General features: G+C 72.2%; 20 protein-coding genes. 9 read left to right on the top strand and 11 right to left on the bottom strand.

Annotated features, from left to right (window positions below; translation table 11 throughout):
• The first annotated feature begins 30 nt into the window (after positions 1 to 30).
• The gene (locus tag ACIQU6_RS32705; protein WP_403485349.1) at positions 31 to 1710 is read left to right on the top strand and encodes a class I adenylate-forming enzyme family protein; all 1680 of its coding nucleotides are present in this window, start codon (positions 31 to 33) and stop codon (positions 1708 to 1710) included.
• 44 nt (positions 1711 to 1754) lie between these two features.
• On the opposite strand, the gene ACIQU6_RS32700 is transcribed toward ACIQU6_RS32705, so the two are convergent.
• The gene (locus tag ACIQU6_RS32700; RefSeq protein WP_403485348.1) at positions 1755 to 2342 is read right to left on the bottom strand and encodes a GNAT family N-acetyltransferase; all 588 of its coding nucleotides are present in this window, start codon (positions 2340 to 2342) and stop codon (positions 1755 to 1757) included.
• A 135-nt stretch (positions 2343 to 2477) separates the two neighbouring features.
• Between ACIQU6_RS32700 and ACIQU6_RS32695 the strand changes: the two genes are divergently transcribed.
• The 3 genes from ACIQU6_RS32695 (at position 2478) to ACIQU6_RS32685 (ending at position 6674) form a co-directional block, all read left to right on the top strand.
• Positions 2478 to 3731: an MFS transporter gene (locus ACIQU6_RS32695; RefSeq protein ID WP_403485347.1), complete on the top strand. Its 1254-nt coding sequence runs from the start codon at positions 2478 to 2480 to the stop codon at positions 3729 to 3731.
• A gap of 229 nt (positions 3732 to 3960) precedes the next feature.
• Complete coding sequence (locus ACIQU6_RS32690) at positions 3961 to 5286, top strand: phenylacetate--CoA ligase family protein (protein ID WP_403485346.1); 1326 nt, start codon at positions 3961 to 3963, stop codon at positions 5284 to 5286.
• The gene (locus ACIQU6_RS32685) at positions 5283 to 6674 is read left to right on the top strand and encodes a glutathionylspermidine synthase family protein (RefSeq protein WP_403485345.1); all 1392 of its coding nucleotides are present in this window, start codon (positions 5283 to 5285) and stop codon (positions 6672 to 6674) included. The genes ACIQU6_RS32690 and ACIQU6_RS32685 overlap by 4 nt, the downstream gene beginning before the upstream one ends.
• 340 nt (positions 6675 to 7014) lie before the next feature.
• Here ACIQU6_RS32685 and ACIQU6_RS32680 read toward each other — a convergent pair whose 3' ends face one another.
• Positions 7015 to 7746: a hypothetical protein gene (locus tag ACIQU6_RS32680; RefSeq protein WP_403485344.1), complete on the bottom strand. Its 732-nt coding sequence runs from the start codon at positions 7744 to 7746 to the stop codon at positions 7015 to 7017.
• Between the two features lie 94 nt (positions 7747 to 7840).
• Between ACIQU6_RS32680 and ACIQU6_RS32675 the strand changes: the two genes are divergently transcribed.
• The 4 genes from ACIQU6_RS32675 to ACIQU6_RS32660 all read left to right on the top strand — a co-directional run bounded on the left by ACIQU6_RS32675 (position 7841) and on the right by ACIQU6_RS32660 (position 11902).
• The gene (locus ACIQU6_RS32675) at positions 7841 to 8740 is read left to right on the top strand and encodes a LysR family transcriptional regulator (RefSeq protein WP_403485343.1); all 900 of its coding nucleotides are present in this window, start codon (positions 7841 to 7843) and stop codon (positions 8738 to 8740) included.
• A gap of 478 nt (positions 8741 to 9218) precedes the next feature.
• On the top strand, positions 9219 to 9878 hold the full coding sequence (locus tag ACIQU6_RS32670; RefSeq protein WP_403485342.1) for a hypothetical protein: 660 nt from the start codon (positions 9219 to 9221) through the stop codon (positions 9876 to 9878).
• Positions 9879 to 10221: 343 nt separating this feature from the next.
• Entirely contained in the window at positions 10222 to 10968 is a 747-nt protein-coding gene (locus tag ACIQU6_RS32665; protein ID WP_403485341.1) for an NUDIX hydrolase, read from the top strand.
• A gap of 178 nt (positions 10969 to 11146) precedes the next feature.
• Positions 11147 to 11902, top strand: a complete 756-nt coding sequence (locus ACIQU6_RS32660) for a dienelactone hydrolase family protein (protein ID WP_403485340.1) — start codon at positions 11147 to 11149, stop codon at positions 11900 to 11902.
• Positions 11903 to 12005: 103 nt separating this feature from the next.
• Here the strand turns inward: ACIQU6_RS32660 and ACIQU6_RS32655 are convergent, their stop codons facing one another.
• The 7 genes from ACIQU6_RS32655 to ACIQU6_RS32625 form a co-directional block, all read right to left on the bottom strand.
• Positions 12006 to 12530: a hypothetical protein gene (locus ACIQU6_RS32655; protein WP_403485339.1), complete on the bottom strand. Its 525-nt coding sequence runs from the start codon at positions 12528 to 12530 to the stop codon at positions 12006 to 12008.
• Positions 12531 to 12754: 224 nt separating this feature from the next.
• Positions 12755 to 13420 (bottom strand): methionine ABC transporter permease, encoded by a 666-nt coding sequence (locus ACIQU6_RS32650; protein WP_403485338.1) that lies wholly within the window; start codon positions 13418 to 13420, stop codon positions 12755 to 12757.
• Entirely contained in the window at positions 13417 to 14280 is an 864-nt protein-coding gene (locus ACIQU6_RS32645; RefSeq protein WP_403485337.1) for a methionine ABC transporter ATP-binding protein, read from the bottom strand. Before ACIQU6_RS32645 ends, ACIQU6_RS32650 begins: the two co-directional genes overlap by 4 nt.
• Positions 14277 to 15200: a MetQ/NlpA family ABC transporter substrate-binding protein gene (locus tag ACIQU6_RS32640; protein ID WP_403485336.1), complete on the bottom strand. Its 924-nt coding sequence runs from the start codon at positions 15198 to 15200 to the stop codon at positions 14277 to 14279. The genes ACIQU6_RS32645 and ACIQU6_RS32640 overlap by 4 nt, the downstream gene beginning before the upstream one ends.
• A gap of 88 nt (positions 15201 to 15288) precedes the next feature.
• On the bottom strand, positions 15289 to 17481 hold the full coding sequence (locus tag ACIQU6_RS32635) for a dipeptide ABC transporter ATP-binding protein (RefSeq protein WP_403485335.1): 2193 nt from the start codon (positions 17479 to 17481) through the stop codon (positions 15289 to 15291).
• Positions 17478 to 18407: an ABC transporter permease gene (locus tag ACIQU6_RS32630; protein ID WP_403485334.1), complete on the bottom strand. Its 930-nt coding sequence runs from the start codon at positions 18405 to 18407 to the stop codon at positions 17478 to 17480. The genes ACIQU6_RS32635 and ACIQU6_RS32630 overlap by 4 nt, the downstream gene beginning before the upstream one ends.
• A 10-nt stretch (positions 18408 to 18417) precedes the next feature.
• Positions 18418 to 19401 carry an ABC transporter permease gene (locus tag ACIQU6_RS32625; RefSeq protein ID WP_403485333.1) on the bottom strand — a complete coding sequence of 328 codons (984 nt, stop codon included), beginning with the start codon at positions 19399 to 19401 and terminating at the stop codon, positions 18418 to 18420.
• Between the two features lie 195 nt (positions 19402 to 19596).
• Here ACIQU6_RS32625 and ACIQU6_RS32620 point away from each other — a divergent pair, with 195 nt between their 5' ends.
• Complete coding sequence (locus tag ACIQU6_RS32620; protein ID WP_403485332.1) at positions 19597 to 21294, top strand: ABC transporter substrate-binding protein; 1698 nt, start codon at positions 19597 to 19599, stop codon at positions 21292 to 21294.
• Positions 21295 to 21365: 71 nt separating this feature from the next.
• Here ACIQU6_RS32620 and ACIQU6_RS32615 read toward each other — a convergent pair whose 3' ends face one another.
• Positions 21366 to 21812: a hypothetical protein gene (locus tag ACIQU6_RS32615; RefSeq protein ID WP_403485331.1), complete on the bottom strand. Its 447-nt coding sequence runs from the start codon at positions 21810 to 21812 to the stop codon at positions 21366 to 21368.
• 271 nt (positions 21813 to 22083) lie between these two features.
• Entirely contained in the window at positions 22084 to 23373 is a 1290-nt protein-coding gene (locus ACIQU6_RS32610; RefSeq protein ID WP_403485330.1) for an aminotransferase class I/II-fold pyridoxal phosphate-dependent enzyme, read from the bottom strand.
• Positions 23374 to 23418 lie beyond the last annotated feature (45 nt).

Here is a 23418-nt window from a genome sequence, read left to right as displayed (position 1 = left end):
TGCCGGCCCTGACGACGGGAAGGCAAACCGATGACCCTGTCCGCGCGTACTCTCCTGCCCGCCGGATCCCGCGCGCAGCTGGCCGCCGATCCCGGCCTGGGCGGCGGTAACGTGCTGGAGTCGGCGCTGGCCCACAGCCCGGCCCCCGATCTTCCGTTCATCGCCTCCGTCCGCCCGCTGGCGACGTGCGAGGGCACCCGGCAGCACGAGTTCAGCCTCCGCGACCTCCACCGGCTCGTGCAGAGCTGGTCGGTGTGGTACCTCGACAAGGGCGTGGGACCCCGCGACCGGGTGGCGGTCTACCTCCCGGACTCCTTCGCCTACTCGGTGCACCTGCACGCGCTCGCACGCATCGGCGCGATCGCGGTACTGATCAACAGCAAGGCCACGCGCGAGACGGCACGCGAACTGATCCGCCGGACCACACCGGTCGGCCTCTACACCACCCGCGAACGGCTCGCGTCCCTGGGCGAGGACCTGGCACGGCTGCCGGAGGCGCCGTGGACGGAGCTCGCCGAGGAGGTGCCGGCCCCGGAAGCCGCCGAACTGCCCGAGCGCGCGCGGTTCCGGCATGCTCCGGAGGATCCCGTCTCGATCCTGCACTCCTCCGGCACCACGGGCCTGCCCAAGCCCGTCGTCCAGACCCACGCCTCCAGCGTCGCCGGGCCCCGCTTCCGGCTCACCCACGCCACCGACGGGCCCGGCGAGCTGATGATGGCGGCGCAGCCGCAGTCACACCTCGGCTCCGTGGTGTACGTCAACTACGCGCTGTTGGCGGGCACCCCGATGGTGGCCGGCTACGACCCGAGCGGCGCCGAGCTCGTGGCGGCCATTCGTGAGCACCGCCCCACCACCGTGATGGCCTTCGCCCACGCCTTCGCGGAACTGGCCGAAATCCAGGCCCCCGACGGCGCGTTGGACTCGGTGGACAGCTGGGTGACGATGGGCGACGCCATTCACGAGGCCCACCTCAAGGCGATCCTGGCTCGGCGCGACCCCGAACTGCCCTCGGCCGTCTTCTACGACCGCTTCGGCGCCACCGAACTGGGCTGGGGCGTCATGGTGCATCCCCGCTCGCTCACCTCACAGCGCAACGACCGCTGCATCGGCCGCCCCGACGCGCTGTCCGAGGCCGCGGTGCTGCGCCGGGACGGCACGAAGGCGGCCACCGGCGAGGTGGGCCTGCTGGGCGTCAAGGGCCCCACCGTCACCGCCGGTTACTGGAACGACTCCGATACCACCTACCGCAGCAGGCTCTCCGGCTACTGGCTCTCCGGCGACCTCGCCTACCAGGACGCGGCCGGCGACTTCTTCCAACTGGACCGCGCGGTGGACGCGGTCGAGACCGTCGAGGGCATCGCGCACTCGGTGCACATGGAGGAGTTCCTGCTCAGCGAACTCCCGGTGCTCACGGACTGCGCCGTGGTCGGGGGCCGCATCGGCGGCTCGACGGTGCTGGTGGCGGTGGCCACTACCGGCGAGGCGCACACCCGCCCCGAAACGGTGCTGGCCTCGGCCAACAAGGTCCTGCGCGAGGCCGGCCACCCGGAGCTGTCCGTCCTGGAACTGGCACACACCGAGGCCGACTTCCCGCAGGGCGTGACCGGCAAGGTCCTCAAGCGACAACTCCGCGACAAATACGCGGAGTTGGAGAGCTACCTGCGCGACTGCCGCACCGGCTCGGTCGCCTGGACCCTGGACGTCGGCTGAACACCGGCAGGCACCGGGCCGGCGACGGCCCGGTGCACCACGCGTCAGCCGCGTGCCACCGGCACGTCGGGCGCCGGCACCCCCTCCGGAGCCGGCCCCCACTCCTCGCCCAGCATCGCGTACACGGCCAGGTCGGCACGCTCGCCCTTGAGCATCTCCCCCTGGACGAAGAACGCCTCGCGACGCATGCCCAGCCGCTCCATCAGCCGCATCGAAGCGGTGTTGTTGCCGTTGCACATCCCGATCACACGGTGGAAGCCGTACCTCGCGAACGCCACCCGCAGCACCTGCCGGCCCGCCTCCGTGGCGTAACCGCGGCCGGAGTGATCGGGGTGCAGCACAAAGCCGATCTCGGCCCGGCCCAACTCCGCGCTCAACCAGTGCAGGTTGAACTCGCCGATGAGGCGGCCGGTGTCGCGCAGCTGGACGGCGATCGCCAGATTGTCACCCTCGGCGGTCAGACCGACCTCCCGGCACCGGGTGGCGAGCGCCGTTGCCGCCTCCTCCCTGCTGCGCGTGTCCCACAGCAGATAGCGCGTCACATCGGGACGGCGGTGGAGGTCGTGCAGGTCGTCCAGGTCCTGCGGCGTGAACGCACGCAGTACGAGCCGTTCGGTGACGATCCGGTCCATGACGCAACGGCTCCACGGTGACGTGTTCCGACGAAGGCACGACAAGCAGTTCGAGGATGCTAGCAGTCCCGCGATCTCCCTCCGGGGGGATCTGCGCAGAGGGTCTCTTACGGGGGTTCACCTGTGTTCCGCAGAATGCCGCTGGCCGCACTGGTTCTCGCGAGCGGCGCGTCGTCGCTCGGGGCGACCATGACGCTGATCGCGGTGCCCTGGTTCGTCCTGGTCAGAACAGGCAGCGGCACCCAGACCGGCCTGGTCGCCGCCGCGGAGACGCTCGGCCTGGTGCTGTCGCTGCTGTTCGCCGGCCCCCTGGTGGACCGCTACGGCGCACGGCGCGGCAGCGTCATCGCCGACCTGTGCACCTGCCTGGCGGTGCTGGCGATCCCCCTCGCGGACGCCCTCGGCGGGCTCTCACTGCCGTTGCTCGTCGCGCTGGTCTTCGCGGTCGGCGCCAGCCGGGCCCCGGCGCGCAGCGCGAAGCAGGTCCTGCTGCCCGCCGTCATCACCGTGACCGGCGTGCCGGTCCAGCGCGCGACCAGCGCAGAGGAGACCGCACTGCGTACCGGAGACCTGTTCGGCGCCCCGCTCGGCGGCGCGCTGATCGCGCTGGTCGGGCCCACCTCCGTACTGATCGCCGACGGCGCCGCCCTCGTCGTGTCGGCGCTGCTGGTCGGGCTGCTGGTCACCGGCGGCCCAGCCACCGCCGGCGGCGGCGACACCGCCGGGGTGCGCGGGTATCTGCGCGAACTCGGCGAGACCGTCACGCAGTTCCGGCGGGACCGGCTGCTGCTGGCCATCGGCGGAGCCTGCGCCGCGGTCAACGCCCTGACCAGCGGCCTGCTGTCGGTACTGCTGCCGGCCTACGGAGTGTCGGTGTGGCACAACAGCACACTGGTGGGCGTCCTCATCGGCACCGCGAGCGGCGGCAGCATCCTGGGAACCGTCCTGTACGGCTGGCTGAGCCGCGGGGCGCACCGATGGCGGACCTTCTCGGTCTGCTTCCTGCTCTCCGGCGCCCCGGTCTACGTGGTCGTCGCCCTCAACCCGCACCCCCTCCTGCTGGTACCGCTGGTCTCCCTGTTCATGATCGCCAACGGCCCGGTGAACCCCGTGATCGCCGCGGTCAAGTACGCCCGCGTCCCGCACGCCCTGCGCGGCCGTGTCTTCGCCGCCTTCCACGCCTCGGCCAACGCGGCGATGCCGCTCGGCCTGCTCTTCGCCGGCGTACTGCTCGACGGCGTGGGACCGACCACGGCGGCCTACGTCCTCGGCGGGGCCTGCCTGGCCATCACCGCCTGCCCGTTCCTCTTCCGCGTCTGGCACGACATGGACGCCCCCGACACGGTGACGGGCACGGCCGGCGGCGCACCGCTCCCCGAAGCACCGTAACCGCCGCGCAGCGTCCCCTCCTTCCCCGGCAACAAGTGCCGTACCGCGCAAGAATCACCGCATCCGTCCACAACAAACCCGGCCCGGCAACCGGCCCGGCCCGCATAAAGTCGCGGGCGAAGACCGGATTCCCATTCCGTGCAGCCGCGCCGCGGTGCCTACCGTGCGAACGGCGGGCGGTCCGTCCCCACCCGCCGCCCGAAGCCGGCTCACCCCTCGGAGGTCCACGATGAACACCCCCGCCGGCACCGGCATTCGGCTCGCGGAAGACCTGGACGTACTGAGCCGCGAGGAGATCGAGCGGCTGCGGCAGCACAACTTCGCCCGGATGCTGGACGCCGCCCGACGCACCCCCGCCGTGCTCCGGCGCTGGCCCCGGCTCACGTCGCTGCAGGACCTCGACCGGCTCCCCGAGCTGCCGCCGCTCACCTCGGCCGAACTGGCCGAGGGCCGGCCTCCGCACTCGCTGGAATTCCTGCTCGGCGGCGACGGACCCGGCATGGTGATCCGCTCCAGCGGCACCTCCCGCACACCCAAAGTGCTGTACCACTCCTGGGAGTTCAACGAGCAGGTGTCGGCGCTCGGCGCACGCGGTGTGCGGGCCGGCTCCCGCACACCGATGCGCCGGGTCGCCAACTGCCTCCTCGCGGCCGAGCTGAACGGCGCCTTCCTCTTCGCCCAGGAGGTCATCCGTCTCTCCTCGGCGCGCGCCTTCCCGATCGGCAGCACCATGGGCACCGAGAACACCGCCCAGGTACTCGCCGAGCACGAGGTGGACACCCTGATCGCCTCCCCCGGCTTCGGAGTTGACGTCCTGACCGGCGTCCCCGCGCCGCAACTCGCCGCGCTCCGCACCTTCCGCTACATCGGGGAGGGCCTCGGCACCGAACGCGAGAAGGCCGTCGCCACCGCCCTTCCCGACCTCGACGTGCGCTCACTGGCCTACTCCACCACCGAGACCGGCTGCATCGGCTACCAGTGCGCCCACCAGCACGGCACCGCACACCACGTGCACGAAGACGCCGTCGTCGTGGAAGTGGTCGACGAGGAGACCGGCGCCCCCCTCCCCGAAGGCGAGGCCGGCGAAGTCCTGGTCACCCCCCTCAGCGACACCGGCATGGCCCTGTTCCGCTACCGGATAGGCGACCGCGGCCGACTGACCTCGCAGCCCTGCGCCTGCGGCAGCCAGGCACGCGTCCTCACCCTGCTCGGCCGGGCCGCACAATCGCTCACCGTCGACTCCGAGACCTTCTCCACCGACCACATGATGGCCAGGCTCGCCGAACTCGGTATCACCGACCCCGCCGACTGCCAGCTGCAAGTGCTCTGGGAGGGCAACAGGTACCACGTACGGCTCCTGTTGGCGCCGCACACCCCGCCCGGCCTCACCACCAGCACCGTGGCGGCGGCGTTCGCCGGCGGACTGGAGATCCACCAGGTCGTCACCGGCCCGCGCTGCGCGGGGTTCACCGTGGAGCGGACCGACCTGTCCCGCTTCGCCCGCACCGACCGCGGCAAGGTCCCCACCCTCTACGAACGGTTCGCCCGCACATGAACCGCAACCACCACCCCGTCACCGCCTCCTACCTCGACGCATGCGTACGGGAAGGGGCGGCCGGCCTGCGCACCGTCACCCGCCGGCTGCGCTTCCGGCCACACTTCACCGCAGCGCACTCCACGACCCTGCTCGCACGCCCGCTGTTCGTCGAGCGCACCGCGATCCGCCGACTCGCCGACCGGCTCACCGACTTCCACGCCCTCCTCACCTCGGTCCCTGAGCGCCTCTTCAACGGCGACACGGCAAGGTACTGCGCACAACTGGGCATCCCCGCCCCACAGGCCCGACTCCTGCGCCGGACCCACAACACCCCCGCACCGCTCTACGGCCGCGCCGACCTCCACCAGGTCGGCACCGACTGGAAGCTGCTGGAATTCAACGTGGGCAGCGAACTCGGCGGGATGGAGCGCGCGAGCGAGATCCCGCAGGCACTCCTGCAAGCCGACCGTTTCCGGGAGTTCGCACACCACCACGACCTCCGCCACGTGGACACCTGCGACGCGGTCGCCCGCATGCTGACCAAGGCCGCCGCCACCGTCTCCGGCACGGACACCCCCATCGTCGCGCTACTGGAAACGGACGGCCGCATCACCACGTACGGGACCTACATCCGCCCCTTCCAGGAGAGCATGCGCGCCAGAGGCGTCGACCTACGCCTGGCCGAACTGGGCCAACTCACCGAGAAGCACGGCAAGATCCACCTCGGCGACGCACCCGTCGATGTCCTGCTCCGCTATGTGACCGTCGACCAGATCTGCGCACACCCGTCCGGCGAGGAACTCCTGGAACCCGTGCTCCGCGCCCGCGAGAACGGCAGGACGGCACTGGTCACCCCCCTGTCCAGCTGCCTGTACGAGAGCAAGGGCATCCTCGCCGTGCTCTCCGCCCCCCACCTGCGCCCCGCCCTCACCGAAGCGGAACGCGCCCTGATCGACGACCTGCTGCCGTGGACCCGTACCACCACGGAAGCGCGCATCGACGTCGACGGCGACACCGTGGACCTGACCGACTACAGCCGCGCCCACCGCACCGACCTCATCCTCAAACCGAACGACGCCCTCAGGGGAGAGGGCATCCTCGCCGGCTGGGAGACCACCGACCGCGACTGGACCCGCGCCGTACACGACGCCATCGGCGGCAACTTCGTGATCCAACGCAAGGTCCCGCCCCACCCCGAACCCGTCTGCGACCCGGACACCGGAGCGATCGAGGACTGGCTCGCCACCTGGGGCGTCTTCCTCACCGACGAGGGCTACGCAGGCACCTACATCCGCGCCCTCCCCGCAGGCGCCGACAGCACGGTCATCACCTGGGACGGCCCCCGCCGGGCGACCGGCGTATTCGACTACCCCGACAACGCCCGGCCGGCGGTCACACCACCGTGACGGCACCGCCAACGCCAACGCCTGCGCACCTGCCACTCGTCACCGACGCCGAGCCCCGCTCAGCAACTCCTCGCGACGTGGCCATGCCCAGCTCCCGTCGCTCACCGCAGAAGAGCGACGGCTTCTGACGTACGCGACGCCGTGCACCGGGCAGTCCGTCCGGACCGGCGAGGTGGGCGTAGCGGCGGCCGGGCTCGGGGGCATCTCCCACCGGGCACACAGCGATCTCACTTGATGAGCGGGTGACCTTCTGCTGGGCAGGGTGCACGTTGCCTGCCGCGCGGCGGGGCCGGCGGGGCGGACATGCCTGGCGCAGTCGCCCCGGTGGCCACCCGGGTCATCAGGCCCGGACCCGTGCATGCGCGACGGCCGCCCTGGCCAGGCCGGTGATCAGTGGGTGGGGGCGGGTGCCGTCGCCGTGGAGTTCGGGTTGGAAGAGGGTGGCGAGGAAGAAGGGGTGGTCGGGCAGTTCGGCGATGCGGACCTCGCCGGAGTCGTCGGTGCCGGTGAAGGTCAGGCCGTGGCGGCGCAGCAGGTCCAAGTGGCGGGGGTTGGGTGCGTAGTTGCAGTGGTAGCGGGCCTGGGTGCGGTCGGCACCCAGGAGTTGGGCGGCCCGGGAGCCGGCGGTGACGTGCACGGTGCCCTCGTGGCCGACCAGTGAGCAGGCCAACGGGATGACCAGCGCGTCCTCGTCGGCGAGGCCGGGGGTGTTCTCGGCGTGGCCGGCGCGGGCCAGGCCGCACACGTTGCGGGCGAACTCCAACAGGGCGTGTTGGAAACCGCCGCAGGTGCCCAGGAAGGGGGTGCCGTGCTCGCGGGCCGAGCGGATCGCGGCCAGCACGCCGGCCTCGCTGCGGTAGGGGCTGCCGGGCAGGACCCAGATCGCGTCGAAGCCGGTCAGGTCCTCCTCGGCGTCCTCGGTGGGTATCCAGTAGGCGTCCAGGTCCAACCCGTCGCGGGTGCGCAGCGCTTCGAGGAGGGCGGGGATACGGGCGTGCGAGCGGACGGCCTCGGAGCGGTCGCCGACGAGGGCGAGGCGCGCGCCGGGTGCGCTCGGTGCGGTGGCGTTCATGCAGGTCATCCTGGTGTGCGCGGCAGGATCAGGTCCAACGATGATTCCTGCACGGCGGATAAGCGTTGCTGATGCGCATGGGATACTGCGACGCATGGACCCGCACCTGTTGCGCACCTTCGTCGCGGTCCTCGACCACCGCTCCTTCTCCGGCGCCGCCGCCGCGCTCGGCTACACCCAGTCCGCGGTCTCCCAACACATCGCCGCCCTGGAGGCCGACCTGGGCGCCCGGCTGGTCGAGCGACGGCCGGTGGCGCCCACGCCGGCCGGCGTGCGGTTGTTGGAACACGCCCCCGCGCTGCTCCTGCGCCTGGACGCCGCCCGCGCCGACCTCGCCCGCCTACATCAGGCACGGCCCAGCCAACTGACCCTGGCCTGTTCGCCGGCCGCGCTCGGCCCGGTCGTGGCCCGGGCGCTCGCCGCGCTGCGCGCCGACTCGGCCGCACTGGACCTGGAGGTTCGAGTCCTCGGCCGGGACGCGGTGTTGGCGGAGGTGGTCACCGGACGCGCCGACCTCGGCCTCGTCGACGGCGCCGCCGCCCCCAGCGATCCGCTCCCGATGCCCGACCTCGGCCCCACCACCACCCTCGCGGCGGCCGAGGAACGCCTGTCCGTGCTCCTTCCGCACGGCCATCCGCTGGCCCCGCGCCGTTCGGTACGGCTGACCGACCTGGCCCAGGCACACTGGATCGACGCCCCGGACACCGCCGTTCCGCTCGACCGGCTGCGCGCCGTCTGTCGCACCGAGGGTTTTCGTCCCAGGCTCCGCCACCGCGGGACCGATCCGCACGGCCTCGCCGCACTGGTTGCCGCCGGCCACGGCCTCGCCGCGCTGCCCTGGTCGATGGGGGCCGCGCTCCCCGACGTCACTGCCGTACCGGTCGCCGAACCGCGCCTGGTGCACCGCACCGAACTCGTCCACCCCGTCCATCCCTCCGCCCCCGCCAGGCAGTTGGTCGACCTGTTCACCGGTCAGGCAGCGGACGGCGCCTGACCGGTCGTGGCGCGGCCGTTCGCACGAGTCCGTGTCGCCCAACGCGGCGACGGGCAGCGCCGGTTGCCCCCGCGTCGCGCCTCGACGCAGCGCGTCAGCGGGCCGCGGACCACAGTCGGCACCTGAGCTGGGGCAATCGCACACCCTGGACGTACACCTCGCACGCCTGAGCCCCTCACGGACCAGGCCAACTGGCACGCGGGCGGCTCCACCTCGCAACACCGGCCACGCCAGGCGGCCGATCCAGGCACCCAACACCCCTCCGACCAGCGGAAATCGGACTCGGCACGGTCTTTCCCAGGCGTGCGCCGGACCTATGCCCTGAGCACTTCCGGCAGTCAGGATCGGCTCGTTCGGGCAAAACAGCAGGTCCTTACGTGCATGTAGTTCTTCACTACAAGGCCGTCCCCTCTCCCGTGTTGCGGTCGTTGGGCGTATGGTGACTGGAATCTCATTCCCCCGTGAGGTTAGGAAGCACATGACTGACTCCGTTCTCCACCAGACGATCCAGAATCTCGAAGGCGCACTGCCGCAGCTCGAAGAGCAGGAGCGCGCCCTTCGCGACCAACTCGACGCCCTGGCGCACCGGGTGACCTCCACCCGCAACGCCCTGGAGGGCCTGCGCGTGCTGACCGGCGACGCGGTCCCCGACAGGCAGCCGGCCGCCGTCGCCGCATCGGCCGGCGAAGTGCCGTCCGCCGCGGCGGAGGCGTCCGGCAAGGGCCAGACCGAGCCGACGCCGGAAGCCGCGCCGGAAGCAGCCGTTGAGGCGGACGCCGCGGCCTCCGTCCCGCAGCCGCGGACCGCCACCTCGACGCGTCCCAAGCGTCGCACGGCGAAGAAGACGGCCGGCAAGAAGGCCGCGGCGGCGAAGCCCAAGGCGAAGCAGGCCGCCACCAAGCAGGCCGCGGCCGACCCGCAGGCGGCGGCCAAGGACACCGGCAACAGCCTGTTGGACTCCGCACTGGAGATCCTCAAGAACGCCGGCACTCCGATGCGTCCGCGCGACATCAACGCGGCACTGGGCCGGGAAGCCACGCCGGGCCAGATCGAGTCCGTGCGCAACACCCTGGACCGGGCCGTGAAGAAGACGGAACTGGTCACGCGCCCGGGCCGGGGCACCTACGCGGCGGCCTGAGTCAGCTCCGGACACGCTGTGGGTGCGGGCCCGTCCTCGATCCTCGACGGGCCCGCACGGTCACCTGACGGTGGCCAATCAGGCTGATACGCAAGGGAATTGAGCTCGACGCAGACCGCCCGCGCGGCGAGCGTGACGGTCGCGCCAGGCGTGTCGGGCCCGACAGCCGTGACGGACCGTCTCGACGGGCACCGCAGGCGCGCCTGTTGCCCCTGGCATGGCTGACACGCCAGGCGCAACAGGCACGCCGCGGCATCCGGCCTTCCGGCGAACGGTGGCCGAGTGAGCGATCCTGGACGCATGGACGGGCGCGGACAGCCAACAGCGGTGCGGAGGTGACCCCATGACCACCGAGCCGCCACCGGGGCACCCCGCCGTGGAGACCCAGGAAGTGCACCGGATCCGCCTGGTCGAGGCACCGGAGCCACCCCTGACGCCCGAAGAACGACAGGCCGTGGACCGCGCCTGGGAAGCGGCGGTCCGGGCCAATCCGGACCTCTTCGACGGGCCCGTGGTGGCCTGCACACGACTGACGCGGACCGGCCCGCACGACGTGACCGTCTCCTGGGCCCGCACCACCTACCGGCGCTACGCCCGCCGGCGGGGCCCGGGCGCGTCGCCTGGTCTGCCGGCCCTGTTCGTCGCCGTCGTGCAGCCGGCCGAGGACGGCCGGATGCTGGTGGGGCGCATGGCCTCCTGGACGGCCACGCCCGGCCGTTGGCAGCTGCCGGGCGGCTCCATCGAACCGCCCGCTCCCCACCAGCCCCTCGACACCGCCGCGCTCCAATGGCACGCCGCCCGCGAACTGGCCGAGGAGACCGGCGTCGACACGCCGCCCGGCGACCTGGCCCTGTGGCTGGTGCTGCGGGGTGCGCGCGGCAGCGTCGGGGTGGTGTTCGGGGCCCCCGAACGGCCGGCGCGGTGGTTGCGCGCACGCCATGCGGCCCTGGTGTCGGCGGAGGCCGAGCGGGGGCGCGGCGCGGAGTTCGATCGGGTCCAACTGGTGGGATCGGTGGCTGAGTTGGCCGGCTTGGGTGGATCGTGCGCCACCTATCTGGCGCCGGTCGTGCACCGCTACGGTCGTTCCTGAGGAACCGCGCGGCGCGGGTCCGGCCGTCCGCCCGGGTAGTCCCGTGCCTGTTCGGTCGCCCTGACCCGAGGGGGACGGGGGTGAGGGGTTACCGTGTGGAGATCCGTCGACCATGGCAGTCGGCGGGTGGGCGGCCGCTCCTCGCGTGCCGCCCGGATGCCTGATGAAAGGTGCGGAGATGACCAACGTGCATGGTGAATCGATCGACCTTCCCACACCGGACGGGACCGCCGACGCCTATCTCGCCCACCCCGACGACGGCGCACCCCACCCCGGGGTCCTGCTCTACATGGACGCCTTCGGACTGCGCCCCGCGTTGGAGGAGATGGCCAGGCGACTGGCCGGGCAGGGCTACACGGTGCTGGTGCCCAACGTCCTCTACCGCGCCGGCCGGGCCCCGGTGGTGGAGCTGCCCGAGCACATCAACCCCGCCGAGCGCCCGCAGCTCTTCGAGAAGATCATGCCGCTCATCCGGTCCTTCACGCCCGAGCTGGCGATGCGGGACGTCGGCGCGTACCTCGACTGGCTGGCCGCCTCGCCGCTGGTCGCGGACGGCCCCGTGGGCACCACCGGTTACTGCATGGGCGGCGTGCTGGCGGTCCGCACCGCGGCCGCCTACCCGGACCGGATCGCGGCGGCTGGTTCGTTCCACGCCAGCAACCTGGCCACCGACGCCGAGGACAGCCCGCACCGGGCCTTGGACCGCGTCACGGCCGAGCTGTACTTCGGCCACGCCGACAACGACCACTCCATGCCGCCGGAGCAGATCGCTGCCCTGGAACGGGCGTTGGACGCGACGGGGGTGCGCTACCGCAGCGAACTGTACGAAGGTGCCCAGCACGGGTACACCCAGACCGACACCGCCATGTACAACGCCGAGGCGGCCGAGCGCCATTGGAGGGCGCTGCTGGACCTCTTCGGGCGGACGCTCTGAGGTAGGGATGCGCTAACACCGGGGCGCCGCCGCGTAGTCGAGGCGCGGCGGCGCCGAGGCCGGTGGCCGGGCTGACGGTCCGGCCACCGGCCGTCCGTCGCGGCTACCGGCAACCGGTCGCACTCCCGCCGTCGATCGGGGTGAACCGCAGCTGGGCGTGGTCCCTGGCGTTGGCGGCCCGGTGATAGGTGTCGGAGTCGACCGCGAACCAGACGCCGTTCCTGCGCCGGTCGCCGTTGACGTCGTCCAGCCGCACGCACCAGCGCTCCGGCCGGACCTCCCGGCGGTAGCGCTCGGTGCCGCGCACGGTCTGGTGGCAGTCCTGGTAGTGCTCGGTGCTGTACCAGGTCTTCGTGCTCTTGCCGCTGCGCTTGGTGTGCTTGACCCGCCGGGTGCCCGGGGTGCAGGTGGTGACCTGGTGCGGCCGGGTGGCCATGGTGGTCTGCCTGGTGACGTGGCGGACGCCGGCCCGCAGCCCCGTGACGGGGTCCCGGTGCGGCAGGACGCTCTGCCCGCCACCGCCACCGCCATTGCCACCGCCGGTGCCGGTGCCGGTGCCGCACGCGACCAGTCCGGCCATGAGGAACGCCGCCAGTCCGGCGCCTACCAGTCGGTGCTTGTCGCGCATGTCTCCCTCTGCGGTCGGCGGTCGGTCGGCCGTCGGGCGGCCCCACCCGGCCCGGGCAGCCGGGGCCGGGGCCACCCGCGCCACGGCAGCGGTCAGGGTATCCGAGACCCGGCCCCCGCCCGTGTTCGGGTCCGTGGTGCGGGCGTTGAGACGGCGCCCCGGCACTCCCTCCGCGCCTCCGGCACTCCCCCGACGCCGCCGCGAAGGCGGTTCCGCCGCCGGGCTCAGCGCCTGAGGACCTTGCGCGACAGCACGTTGCCGAGCAACTGCGCTGCCTGGACCAGCGCGATGAGGATGACGACGGTCACCACCATCACCCGGGTGTCGAACCGCAGATAGCCGTGGGTGATGGCGAGGTTGCCGACGCCACCGCCGCCCACCGTGCCGGCGATCACCGAGAAGTCGATCAGCGCCACCAGCATGAAGGTCATGCCGAGGATCAACGGCCCCAGCGCCTCCGGCACCAACACGGTCAGCAGGATCCTCACCGGGCCGGTGCCCATCGCACGGGCCGCCTCGATGACGCCCGGTTCCACGGCGAGCAGATTGCTCTCCACGATGCGGGCCACGCCGAACGTCGCGATCACCGTCATCGGGAAGATCACCGCGTCGGTGCCCACCGCCGTCCCGATCAACTCCCGTGTCATCGGGGACAGTACGACGATCGCGATCAGCGCGGGCACCGGCCGGACGATGTTGACGAACGTGCTCAGCACGACGAAGACGGCCCGCTGTTGGAGGACGCTGCCCTTGCGGGTGGCGTAGAGCGCGAGCCCGACGGCCAGGCCGAGCACTCCGGAGAGGGCGAGGGTGGCCAGCACCATGTAGAGCGTTTCGCCGGTGGCGTCGACGATCTTGGGCCAGAGCAGGCTCCAGTCCTGCTGGATCATGCGCCCACCTCCGCCAGCACCGAGGCGGCGACCGCCTCGTCCACACCGTGTCTGCGCAGCGCCTCGGGGAGCAGGTCCAGCAGCGGCGACGCCTGCACCGCGCTGCGCACGAACGCCCGGGTGGTGGGGTGTTGGGGCGCGGCGAACACCTCGCGCACCGGTCCGTCCTCCACGATGCGGCCGGCGTCCAGCACCGCCATCCGGTCACAGACCGCCCGCACCACCTCCATCTCGTGGGTGATCAGCACGATGGTGACGCCCAGTTCGTCGTTGACCCGGCGCAGCAGCGCCAGCACCTCGTGGGTGGTCTGCGGGTCCAGCGCCGAGGTGGCCTCGTCGCAGAGCAGCACCCGGGGGCGGGTGGCGAGCGCGCGGGCGATGCCGACGCGTTGGCGTTGGCCGCCGGAGAGCTGTTCGGGGTAGCGCCGGGCCTGGTCGGCCAGCCCGACGAAGTGCAGCGCCTCCTCGGCCCGTTCCCGGGCCTGGGCCCGGGAGGCGCCGGCCTGCCGCAGCGGGTAGCCGACGTTGCCGAGGACGGTGCGGGAGCGGAAGAGGTTGAACTGTTGGAAGACCATCCCGATGTCCCGGCGGGCGGCGCGCAGCGGGCGGGCGCCGAGCGCGGTCAGTTCCCGGCCGTCCACGGTGACGGTGCCCGCGGTGGGCGCCTCCAGCAGGTTGATCAGCCGCAGGAGGGTGGACTTGCCGGCGCCGCTGTGGCCGACGATGCCGAGGACGCTGCCGGCCTCGACGTCGAGGTCGACGCGGTCGACGGCGACCGTTCCGCCGGCGAACTCCTTGCTGACACCGCGGAGTTGGATGACGGGGCCGGGCACGGCGGACTCCTCCGGGCCGGTGGTCACGACGCCCCCTTGAGCTGGCACCCGACACGGGAGAGCTCGGCGGCCAGTTGGGTGGCAGACAGGTCGAGGTGGACGGCGGTGCCGTTGGAGGTCCGCCGGGCCTCGTCCTGCACCGGCTTGCTGGCGTAGAGCTTGAGGACCTCGGCGTAGTCCGGGTTGTCCTTGTCGGCGGCGCGGGCGGCGATGACGTTGAGGTAGGGGCGGATGTCGGGGCTGTGCGGATCGTCCTTGAACAGGGCGGTGTCGGCGTGGATCCCGGACAGGCTGGCGACCCCGTCGTTGATGACCGCGGCGTCCACGTCGGCGAGCAGCCGGGGCGTCTGTTGCGCGTTGACGGGGGTGAACCGCAGGTGGCGGGGGTTGGCGGCGATGTCGTCAGCGGTGGCGCACAGGCCGGTACCGGGCTTCAGCGTGATCAGCTTCGCCCGGGCCAGCAGCCGCAGCGCCCGGCCCTCGTTGGCGGGGTCGTTGGGATGGGCGATCCGGGCCCCGTCCGGGAGGTCGGCCAGCTTGCCGACCTTCTTGGCGTACAGGCCCATCGGGACGACGGTGGTGGGGGCCAGCGGCACGATGTCGGTGCCGTTCTCGGCGTTGGACTGGGCCAGGAACACCAGGTGCTGGAAGGCGTTCAGCTCGATGTCGCCGGCGGCGAGCGCCTTGTTGGGCAGGGAGTAGTCGTCGAACGGCACCACCTCGACGTCCAGCCCCTTCTTCTTCGCCTCCTTGGCCAGGATGTCCCACTCGGTGGAGTCCCCGCTCACGCCGACCCGGACGCGATGGGCCTGGGAGCCGGAGGTACCGCAGCCGGCGACGAGGAGGGCGAGGGCGGTGGCGGCGGCGCCCGCGAGGAGCGCGCGGCGGCGCGGCGCGGTGGGGCGTCTGGTGCCTGGGCGCGGTGCGGTGGTGGTCGTATGGTGCATGGTGGTCGGTGGTTCCCTCGGGTGGTGGGTTGGGGTGGGGCGCCGGGCCCTTGTGGGGCGGCGGCGCCCGTCTGGTGGGCCGAAGCGGTTACGGCTGGTCGGTGAAGTGGCAGGCGGCCGCGGCCCGTTCGGGGCCGGTCGGGGTCAGCGCCGGGACCTCCCGTTCGCAGCGGGCGCGGCGGTCCGCGTCGCGACTGGGCGACAGCGCCGCGTACAGCGGGCAGCGTCCGCGGAAGCCGCAGCCGGTGGGCCGCCGGGTGGGGCTCGGCGGGTCGCCGGCGAGCAGGATGCGTTCGCGGCGGCGCTCGCGCACCGGGTCCGGGAGCGGCACCGCCGACAGCAGCGCGCGGGTGTAGGGGTGGCGGGGCGCGCCGAACACCCGCTCCACCGGGCCGTGTTCGACGGTGCGGCCCAGGTACATGACGCTCACCCGGTCGGCGATGTGCCGGACCACCGACAGGTCGTGCGAGACGAAGAGGTACGACAGGCCGAGCGCGGCACGGAGTTCGGCGAGCAGGTTGAGGATGCCTGCCTGTACGGAGACGTCGAGCGCGGAGACCGGTTCGTCCAGGACGAGCAGGCGCGGCTCCACCGACAGCGCGCGGGCGATGCCGATGCGCTGGCGCTGGCCGCCGGAGAACGCGTGCGGATGGCGGTCCGCGTGCTCGGGCGAGAGCCCGACGAGGCGGAGCAACTCCGGTACGCGGGCGGCGATATGGGACCGGTCGGCGCCCTGGGCGCGCAGCGGCTCGGCGATGATCTCCCCGACGGGGAGCCGGGGGTCGAGGCTGGACAGCGGGTCCTGGAAGACGATCTGCACCTCGCCACGCAGGCGCTTGCGCGCGGCCCGGTCCAGGCTCCTGGTGTCCTGACCGAGCACCTCCACCGTGCCGCCCTCGGGCGCGGTCAGGCCGAGGATCTCCATCAGGGCCGTCGACTTCCCCGAGCCCGACTCGCCGACCAGCCCCAGCGTCTCGCCGCGCCGGAGGTCCAACTCGACGCCGTCGACGGCGTACACGCTGCCGACCCGGCGCCGGAACACCCCGCCCTTGAAGACCGGGAAGGTCCTGGCCAGGCCGGTGACCTTGAGGACGGCGACGGGGTTGTCGTCCCGGTCCGGTGCCGGGGTCGGCGCGGATCCGGCGGCGGACGGCGAAGGTTGCGGGTAGACGTCGGTGGCGGTCAGCCCGCGCTCGGCGATCCGATCCGCCTGCACGCAGGCCGCGAGCGGGGATTCCGGCGTCCGCCCCGCACCGACCGGCAACAGCGCCGGCTCGGCCGTCCGACAGGCATCGTCGGCCAGCGGGCAGCGCGGCGCGAAGGCGCACCCGGCGGGCAGCTCGTACGGCGCGGGCGGGGAGCCGGGTATCGGGATAAGTGGCGTCCGTGGCAGGCGAGTTGACGTCACCTCAGTCCGTACCGACGAGGTCTCCTCCTCCGCGTCCAGTCGCGGAACCGCGCCCAGCAGGCCCATCGTGTAGGGCATCCGGGGCGTCGCGAACAGCTCGGCGGCCGGCCCGGTTTCCACCACCCGGCCCGCGTACAGCACCGCGACCCGGTCCGCCATCCCGGCGATGACGCCCAGGTCGTGGCTGACCAGCAGCAGTGCCGCGCCCGTCGCGCGCTGTGCGGTGCGCAGCACGTCGAGGACCTGGGCCTGCACGGTGACGTCCAGGGCGGTGGTGGGTTCGTCGGCGAGCAGCACCTCGGGCTCGTTGGCGACGGCCATGGCGATCAGGGCGCGTTGGCGCATCCCGCCGGAGAACTCGTGCGGATAGGCCGCGGCGCGGGCGGTGGGGTCGGGGATGCCGACCAGGTCGAGGAGTTCGACGGCCCGGCGGCGGGCGTGCGCGCGGGGGACGTCGTGGTGGGTGCGGATGGCCTCGGCGATCTGGTCGCCGACGCGGTGGACGGGCGTGAGCGCGGAGAGCGGGTCCTGGAAGACCATGCCGATGCGGCGGCCGCGGAGGCGGGAGAGGGCGGCGTCGCTCGCGCCGACGAGTTCGGTGTCGCCGAGGGTGACCGAGCCGGTGGTCCGGGCGGTGTCCGGCAGCAGGCCCATGGCGGCCAGGGCGACGGTGGACTTGCCGGAGCCGGACTCCCCCACCAGGCCCAGGACCTCGCCGCGGTGCAGGGTGAGGTCCACCCCGCGCACGGCGGGGGCGGGGCCGTGGGGGCCGTCGAAGTCGACGCGCAGATCACGGATGCGGAGCACCGCGTCGGTGTCACCGGCCGGTTGGGGGCCCGCCGGCGATGCGGTTCGGGTGGGCTGTGCGGTCATGCTCGTACGCTCCCTTCCGGGGCGGGACGCCCCTGCTGGTGCCCTTGGTGGGCTCGGCGACGGGGCCGCCGGTCGGTGCGTCGCCGTCGCGCCCGGTCCGAGGTCGGGTCCAGCGCGTCGCGCAGCCCGTCGCCGAGGAAGTTGACGGCGAGGACGAACAGCACCAGCAGTCCGGCGGCGAAGAAGAACATCCAGGGGTAGGTGACGGCGGCCCCGGTGCCGTCGGCGATCAGGGTGCCCAGGGAGACGTCCGGCGGCTGGACGCCGAAGCCGAAGTAGGACAGGCCGGTTTCGCTCATCACCGCGCCGCCGACCGCGATGGTGGCGTCGACGATCAGGAAGGAGGCGACGTTGGGGAGGATGTGGCGGACGATGATGCGCAGCGGGTGGACGCCCATCAGGCGGGCCGCGCGGACGAAGTCGCGTTCCTTCAGCGAGAGCGTCATCGAGCGGACCACGCGGGCGGTGAGCATCCAGCCGAACGCGGCCAGCAGGGCGACGAAGGCCAGCCAACTCGCCGAGCGGAGCCGGGGCGAGACGATCGCGATGACCAGGAAGGCCGGGAAGACCAGCAGCAGGTCGATCAGCAGGGTGGTCAGCCGGTCGGCCCAGCCGCCGAAGTAGCCGGCGCAGGCACCGGCGAGGGAGGCCAGGACGGTGGCGAAGAAGGCGACCAACAGACCGATCAGCAGGGACTTCTGGAGGCCGCGCAACACCTGGGCGTAAACGTCCTGGCCGATGCTGTTGGTGCCGAACCAGTGCGTGGCGGAGGGTGGTTGGCGCAGGGCGGTGTAGTCGACGTCGGTGTGGCTCCAGTGCGTCAGGTACGGTCCGGCGAAGGCGAGCAGGAAGAGCAGCGACAGGAGGCCGGCGCCGAGGACGGCGTTGGGGTTGCGGACGAAGCGGTGCAGGGCGACGCGGTTCATGTGCGGCTCCTCAGCTCGTGCGGACGCGCGGGTCGAGCGCGGCGTGCAGCACGTCGGCGAGGAATCCGGCGAGCAGCACCACCACCGCGGCGAACACGTTGACGGCGACGACGGAGTTGATGTCGCCCTTGCCGACCGCGTCGATGAACCAGGCACCCATGCCGTGCCAGCCGAAGACCTTCTCGGTGAACGCGGCGCCGGTGAACAGGCCCAGGAACCCGTACGCGAAGAAGGTGGACATCGGGACCAGGGCGGTGCGCAGGCCGTGTGTGAGGACGGCGGTGCGGCGGCGCAGGCCCTTGGCGCGGGCGGTGCGCAGGAAGTCCGAACCGAGCACGTCGAGCATGGTGCCGCGCTGGTAGCGACTGTAGGCGGCCGCGGTGCCGAGCGCGATGGCCAGGGTGGGCAGGAGGAGGTGTCCCGCGCGGTCGCCGAGGAGGGTGGCCAGGCCGCCGGTGAGTCCCGGGGTCTTCTCGCCGGTGAAGCTGATCAGTTCGTGGCCGGCCGCCTGGTTGGTGCGGATGGCGCCGATCTTGAGCAGGACGGCGAGCAGGAACGTCGGGGTGGCGAGCAGCAGGAACGCGAAGAGCGTCACGGCCCGGTCGGAGAACCGGTATTGGCGCACCGCGCCCCAGGTGCCGAGCAGCACTCCACCGACGGTGCCCAGCAGCGTGCCGGTCAGCAGCAGCCGCAGGCTGACGCCGATCCGTCGGCCGAACTCGGTGCCGACGTCGGAGGAGTCGAGGGTGCGGCCGAGGTCGCCGCGGAGCGCGTGGCCGAGCCAGTTGCCGAAGCGGTCCCACAGGGGCGTGTGGTCGTTGATGCCGAGCGCGGTGAGTTGGGCGTCGATCGCGTCGGGTGGTGGGGCCGGTTGCCTGCCCTCGAAGTAGCCGCGTGGGGAGAGCGCGAGGGAGGTCAGGACGTAGGAGATGACGACGGCCAGGGCCAGCAACAGAGCGTAGTAGCCGAGGCGTTTGGCGAGGTGGGCGAGCACGGGTGGATTTCCTTCGAGGGGGGTGGTGCGGCCAGACGCTATCCCACCGAACACCGCCCGCCAGGCAGTTGCGTGAACCCCTCATTGCAACCTCAATAAATGCGCTGACCTGGGACTTTGGAATGGTCTGGACCGGCATACGGTGCCGGTGCGGCGCGATCGCGCGGCGAGGTGTCCACCGAGAGGAAGAGCAGCATGAACCGGGCCCGCAGAACCATGGCGTTGGCCGTCGTGTCCCTTTCCACCGCCACCGCGCTCACTGCCTGTGGTGGGTCCGGGGGTGCGTCGGACACCGCGTCGCGGGGCGGTTCGGCGCCGGTCGCCGGCGCCCAGGGCCTCAATCCGCACCCGGCCTCGGACCTCAGGCAGGGCGGCACCCTCAAGATGGCGATCGAGCAGTGGATCAGTCAGTACAACCCCAACCAGGTCGACGGCACCCAGGGCGACGCCGCCAGCATCACCGAACTGGTCGAGCCGCAGCTGTTCCTCCTCGACGCCAAGGGCGTCCCGCACACCAACCCCGACTTCCTGGCCTCCGCCGAGGTGGTCTCGACCCACCCGCAGGTGGTCCGCTACCGCCTCAACCCGAAGGCGAAGTGGTCCGACGGAAAGCCGCTGGGCTGGCGGGACTTCGAGGCCCAGTGGAAGGCGTTGAACGGCAGGGACAAGCGCTTCGCCGCCGCGGACACCAGCGGCTACGACCAGATCTCCGATGTCGCCCGCGGCGCCGACGACCACGAGGTCACGGTCACCTTCGGCACCCCGTACGCCGACTGGCAGAAGCTGTTCGACCCGCTCCTGCCGGCGTCCCTCAACGCCACGCCGGAGAGCTTCGCCACGTCGTGGGCCGGCACCATCCCGGTGACCGCCAACGCCTTCAGGATCGGCGCCTACGACCGGACCGCGCAGACCATCACCGCGGTGCCCGACCCCAACTGGTGGGGCCGGAAACCCAAGTTGGACAAGATCATCTTCTGGGCGCTGGACGGCTCCAGCTACGTGGACGCCTACCTCAACAAGGAGATCGACTCCACCAGCGCCGCCAGCCCCGAGGCGTACCAACGGCTGAAGGGCGACAAGGGCACCGACATCCGCATCGGCGCCCGCTGGGACCAGGTGACCCTCAGCCTCAACGGCCGGCGCGGCCCACTCAAGGACGTCCGGGTCCGACAGGCGGTGATGCTCGGCGTCGACCGGGAGGCGCTGGCGGAGGTGGCCGGCAAGGACCTGCCCTTCCGGCCCAAGGTCCTCGGCAACCACTTCTTCATGCCCAACCAGGAGGGCTACCAGGACAATTCAGGGTCGTTCGGCAAGCGGGACGTCGCCCGCGCCAAGAAGCTGCTGGACGCGGCGGGTTGGCGGGACAACGGCCCGGGCAAGCCGCGCACCAAGGACGGCAGGAAGCTGACCCTGGACTACGTCCAGCCGTCGGACTCCGCCGGCCTGGCCACGGACCAGGCCAAGCTCACCCAGCAGATGCTCGCCGAGCTCGGCATCGACGCCGAGCTGCGCAAGGTGCCGTCCAACGACTACTTCGACAAGTACATCCACCGCGGCAACTACGACCTCAGCCAGTTCCGCCAGGTCGACCAGGTCTTCCGCTCCCAGGCATACAGCGGCTACCGCATGCCGCAGGGCGACAACACCTTCACCAACCACGGCGGGGTCTCCTCCCCCGAGGTCGACGGGCTGCTGCTGAAGGCGTCCCGGACCACCGACGTGAAGCAGCAGATCGCCCTCTACAACAAGGCCGACGCCGAGGTCTGGCAGCTCGGCCACTCCCTGCCCCTCTACCAGCGCCCGCAGATCTCCGCGGTCCGCAAGGACCTCGCCAACTACGGCGCGACCGGCCTGGGCAGCGAACAGCTCGTCAAGGCAGGCCGGTTGAAGTAGTCGGACGGCGCGACGGGTGGCGGCGGGGGGCTTCCGCGAGGAAGCGCCCCGCCGCCACCGCGAGAGTGCCGTCAGCCCCAGAGCGTCGTGGTGACCACCCGCGGGGTGCCGGCCGGGCGGGCGCCGGTGTACGTCAACGTCACCCGGGTGTAGTGCTGTCCGGAGTGCCCGGCGCGGGGCTGCGGGGTGTCGAAGCGCACCTTGACCGGATAGCCGTGGAAGTGGCCCGCCGCGCAGTACGGCTTGCAGTCGTTGACGAAGTCCGTGCCCTTCGCCACCGCGGACCGGTCGCGCCACTGCGACCAGTGCAACGACTTCAGGACGTTGTTGCCGTCGCCGCACGCGAGCATGAAGTTGCCGGGGCGCTCCTGGGCGTGGCCGATGCAGTCGATGACTGCGACGTGGCGGGTGGGGGTGGGCGGTGTCGTGGCGGCGGTCGCGGTGGCCGGCACGGTGGCCGTCGCCAGCGCCGCCCCCGCACAGATCATGAGTGCTGCCGTGGCCCTGTGAACTCGCATATCCGCTCCTCAGCCGCTTCGCATGGTGGACACCTCGGACACCGGCTGCGACGCGGGGTGCGGACCTCGTCACGGGCCGCACACGTCCCCGCGGGGCTGTCGCTGCCTCTCTGCGCCAGCAGGCTACGACCGCTGCGCCCGGCACCGCCACCCAGGCGTACGGGACCAGCCGATTTGCCCCACTGTGCCCGACGGAACACGGAGCGTGCCCCCGGGAGCGGGCGGGCTCCACCGCGTACGGAAGCCGCCCGCCCCGGGATGCGCACGCCTCTTACCGCGACCCGTCACCGTCCGCCGACAGCCGTTCCACCGCGGCGAGTTCGACGCACAGCGCCAGTCCCTCCACCGCGTCGCGCAGTTCCTCCACGGTGGGGAAGCTGGGCGCGAGGCGGATGTTGCGGTCGCGCGGATCCGTGCCGTACGGGAAGGTGGCCCCGGCGGGGGTGAGCGCGATGCCCGCGTCCCCGGCCAGCGCCACCACCCGGGCCGCGCAGCCGTCCAACACGTCCAGGCTCACGAAGTAGCCACCCCGCGGACGGGTCCACGAGGCGACCCCGCTCCCGCCGAGCCGCTTCCCCAACACCGTGTCCACCAGCTCGAACTTGGGGCCCAGCACGGCGGCGTGGCGCTCCATGTGGGCGGCCACGGCCGGCGCGTCGGGCAGGAAGCGGGCGTGCCGGAGCTGGTTGAGCTTGTCGGGACCGATGGTCCGCTTCGAGAGGTGGCCGAGCAGCCAGGAGACGTTGGCGGACGAGGAGCCGAAGAAGGCGACACCGCTGCCGGCCGCGGTGATCTTCGAGGTGGATCCGAACACGAACACCCGGTCGGGGTGGCCGTGTTGGGCGCTCAGCGTCAGGATGTCGGCGAGCGACTCGTCCGCCCCCTGCACGCCGTGGACGGCGTAGGCGTTGTCCCAGAACACCCGGAAGTCCGGCGCCGCGGTCTCCATGGCGGCCAGGCGGCGCACCGTCTCGGGCGAGTAGGTGACGGCGGTGGGGTTGCTGTACTTCGGGACGCACCAGATGCCCTTGACCCGCTCGTCGGCGACCAGGCGCTCGACCTCGTCGAGGTCCGGGCCGCCCTCGGTCATCGGCACCGGAATCATCTCGATGCCCAGCTTCTCGCAGAGTCCGAAGTGCCGGTCGTAGCCGGGCACCGGGCACAGCATCGCCGTCCGTCCCTCCCGCGGCCAGGGCGCGGGCGATCCCGGCACGCCGAACAGCACGGCGTCCACCACGCACTCGTACATCAGCTCCAGGCTGGAGTTGCCGAAGGCGACCAGTTGCTCCACGGGCACCTGGAGCGGTGCGGAGAACGCCGCGCGCAGTTCGGGCAGGCCGTGCAGTCCGCCGTAGTTGCGGCAGTCGGTGCCGTCCTGCGCAGTGTGGTCACCGGGCTCCAGCAGGCCGAACAGCGGCTCGGACAGGGACAGTTGCTCGGCGGAGGGCTTGCCGCGGGTCAGGTCCAGGCGCAGGCCGCGCCCCTTGAGCCGGGCGTGCTCGTCGCGGAGCGCGGCCAGCCGGTCGGACAGCTCGGGGCGCGTGAGTGCGGTCAGGTCCATTCCCGTCATCCTTCTCGTTCCTCGTCGGTGCCGGCCCGCCGACGC

It is taken from the genome of Streptomyces sp. NPDC090442, from assembly GCF_044769405.1.
In the GTDB taxonomy this organism is placed as follows: Bacteria; Actinomycetota; Actinomycetes; order Streptomycetales; family Streptomycetaceae; genus Streptomyces.
Note: the sequence above shows the minus strand (reverse complement) of the source record. Positions and strands in the feature narration are given on the sequence as shown.

Coding starts and splice junctions, on each gene's coding strand:
- ACIQU6_RS32640 (WP_403485336.1), bottom strand. CDS start 15,200: ATGCACCATACGACCACCACCGCACCGCGCCCAGGCACCAGACGCCCC.
- ACIQU6_RS32630 (WP_403485334.1), bottom strand. CDS start 18,407: ATGAACCGCGTCGCCCTGCACCGCTTCGTCCGCAACCCCAACGCCGTC.
- ACIQU6_RS32635 (WP_403485335.1), bottom strand. CDS start 17,481: ATGACCGCACAGCCCACCCGAACCGCATCGCCGGCGGGCCCCCAACCG.
- ACIQU6_RS32650 (WP_403485338.1), bottom strand. CDS start 13,420: ATGATCCAGCAGGACTGGAGCCTGCTCTGGCCCAAGATCGTCGACGCC.
- ACIQU6_RS32705 (WP_403485349.1), top strand. CDS start 31: ATGACCCTGTCCGCGCGTACTCTCCTGCCCGCCGGATCCCGCGCGCAG.
- ACIQU6_RS32690 (WP_403485346.1), top strand. CDS start 3,961: ATGAACACCCCCGCCGGCACCGGCATTCGGCTCGCGGAAGACCTGGAC.
- ACIQU6_RS32660 (WP_403485340.1), top strand. CDS start 11,147: ATGACCAACGTGCATGGTGAATCGATCGACCTTCCCACACCGGACGGG.
- ACIQU6_RS32680 (WP_403485344.1), bottom strand. CDS start 7,746: ATGAACGCCACCGCACCGAGCGCACCCGGCGCGCGCCTCGCCCTCGTC.
- ACIQU6_RS32620 (WP_403485332.1), top strand. CDS start 19,597: ATGAACCGGGCCCGCAGAACCATGGCGTTGGCCGTCGTGTCCCTTTCC.
- ACIQU6_RS32700 (WP_403485348.1), bottom strand. CDS start 2,342: ATGGACCGGATCGTCACCGAACGGCTCGTACTGCGTGCGTTCACGCCG.
- ACIQU6_RS32665 (WP_403485341.1), top strand. CDS start 10,222: ATGACCACCGAGCCGCCACCGGGGCACCCCGCCGTGGAGACCCAGGAA.
- ACIQU6_RS32615 (WP_403485331.1), bottom strand. CDS start 21,812: ATGCGAGTTCACAGGGCCACGGCAGCACTCATGATCTGTGCGGGGGCG.
- ACIQU6_RS32670 (WP_403485342.1), top strand. CDS start 9,219: ATGACTGACTCCGTTCTCCACCAGACGATCCAGAATCTCGAAGGCGCA.
- ACIQU6_RS32685 (WP_403485345.1), top strand. CDS start 5,283: ATGAACCGCAACCACCACCCCGTCACCGCCTCCTACCTCGACGCATGC.
- ACIQU6_RS32695 (WP_403485347.1), top strand. CDS start 2,478: ATGCCGCTGGCCGCACTGGTTCTCGCGAGCGGCGCGTCGTCGCTCGGG.
- ACIQU6_RS32675 (WP_403485343.1), top strand. CDS start 7,841: ATGGACCCGCACCTGTTGCGCACCTTCGTCGCGGTCCTCGACCACCGC.
- ACIQU6_RS32655 (WP_403485339.1), bottom strand. CDS start 12,530: ATGCGCGACAAGCACCGACTGGTAGGCGCCGGACTGGCGGCGTTCCTC.
- ACIQU6_RS32610 (WP_403485330.1), bottom strand. CDS start 23,373: ATGGACCTGACCGCACTCACGCGCCCCGAGCTGTCCGACCGGCTGGCC.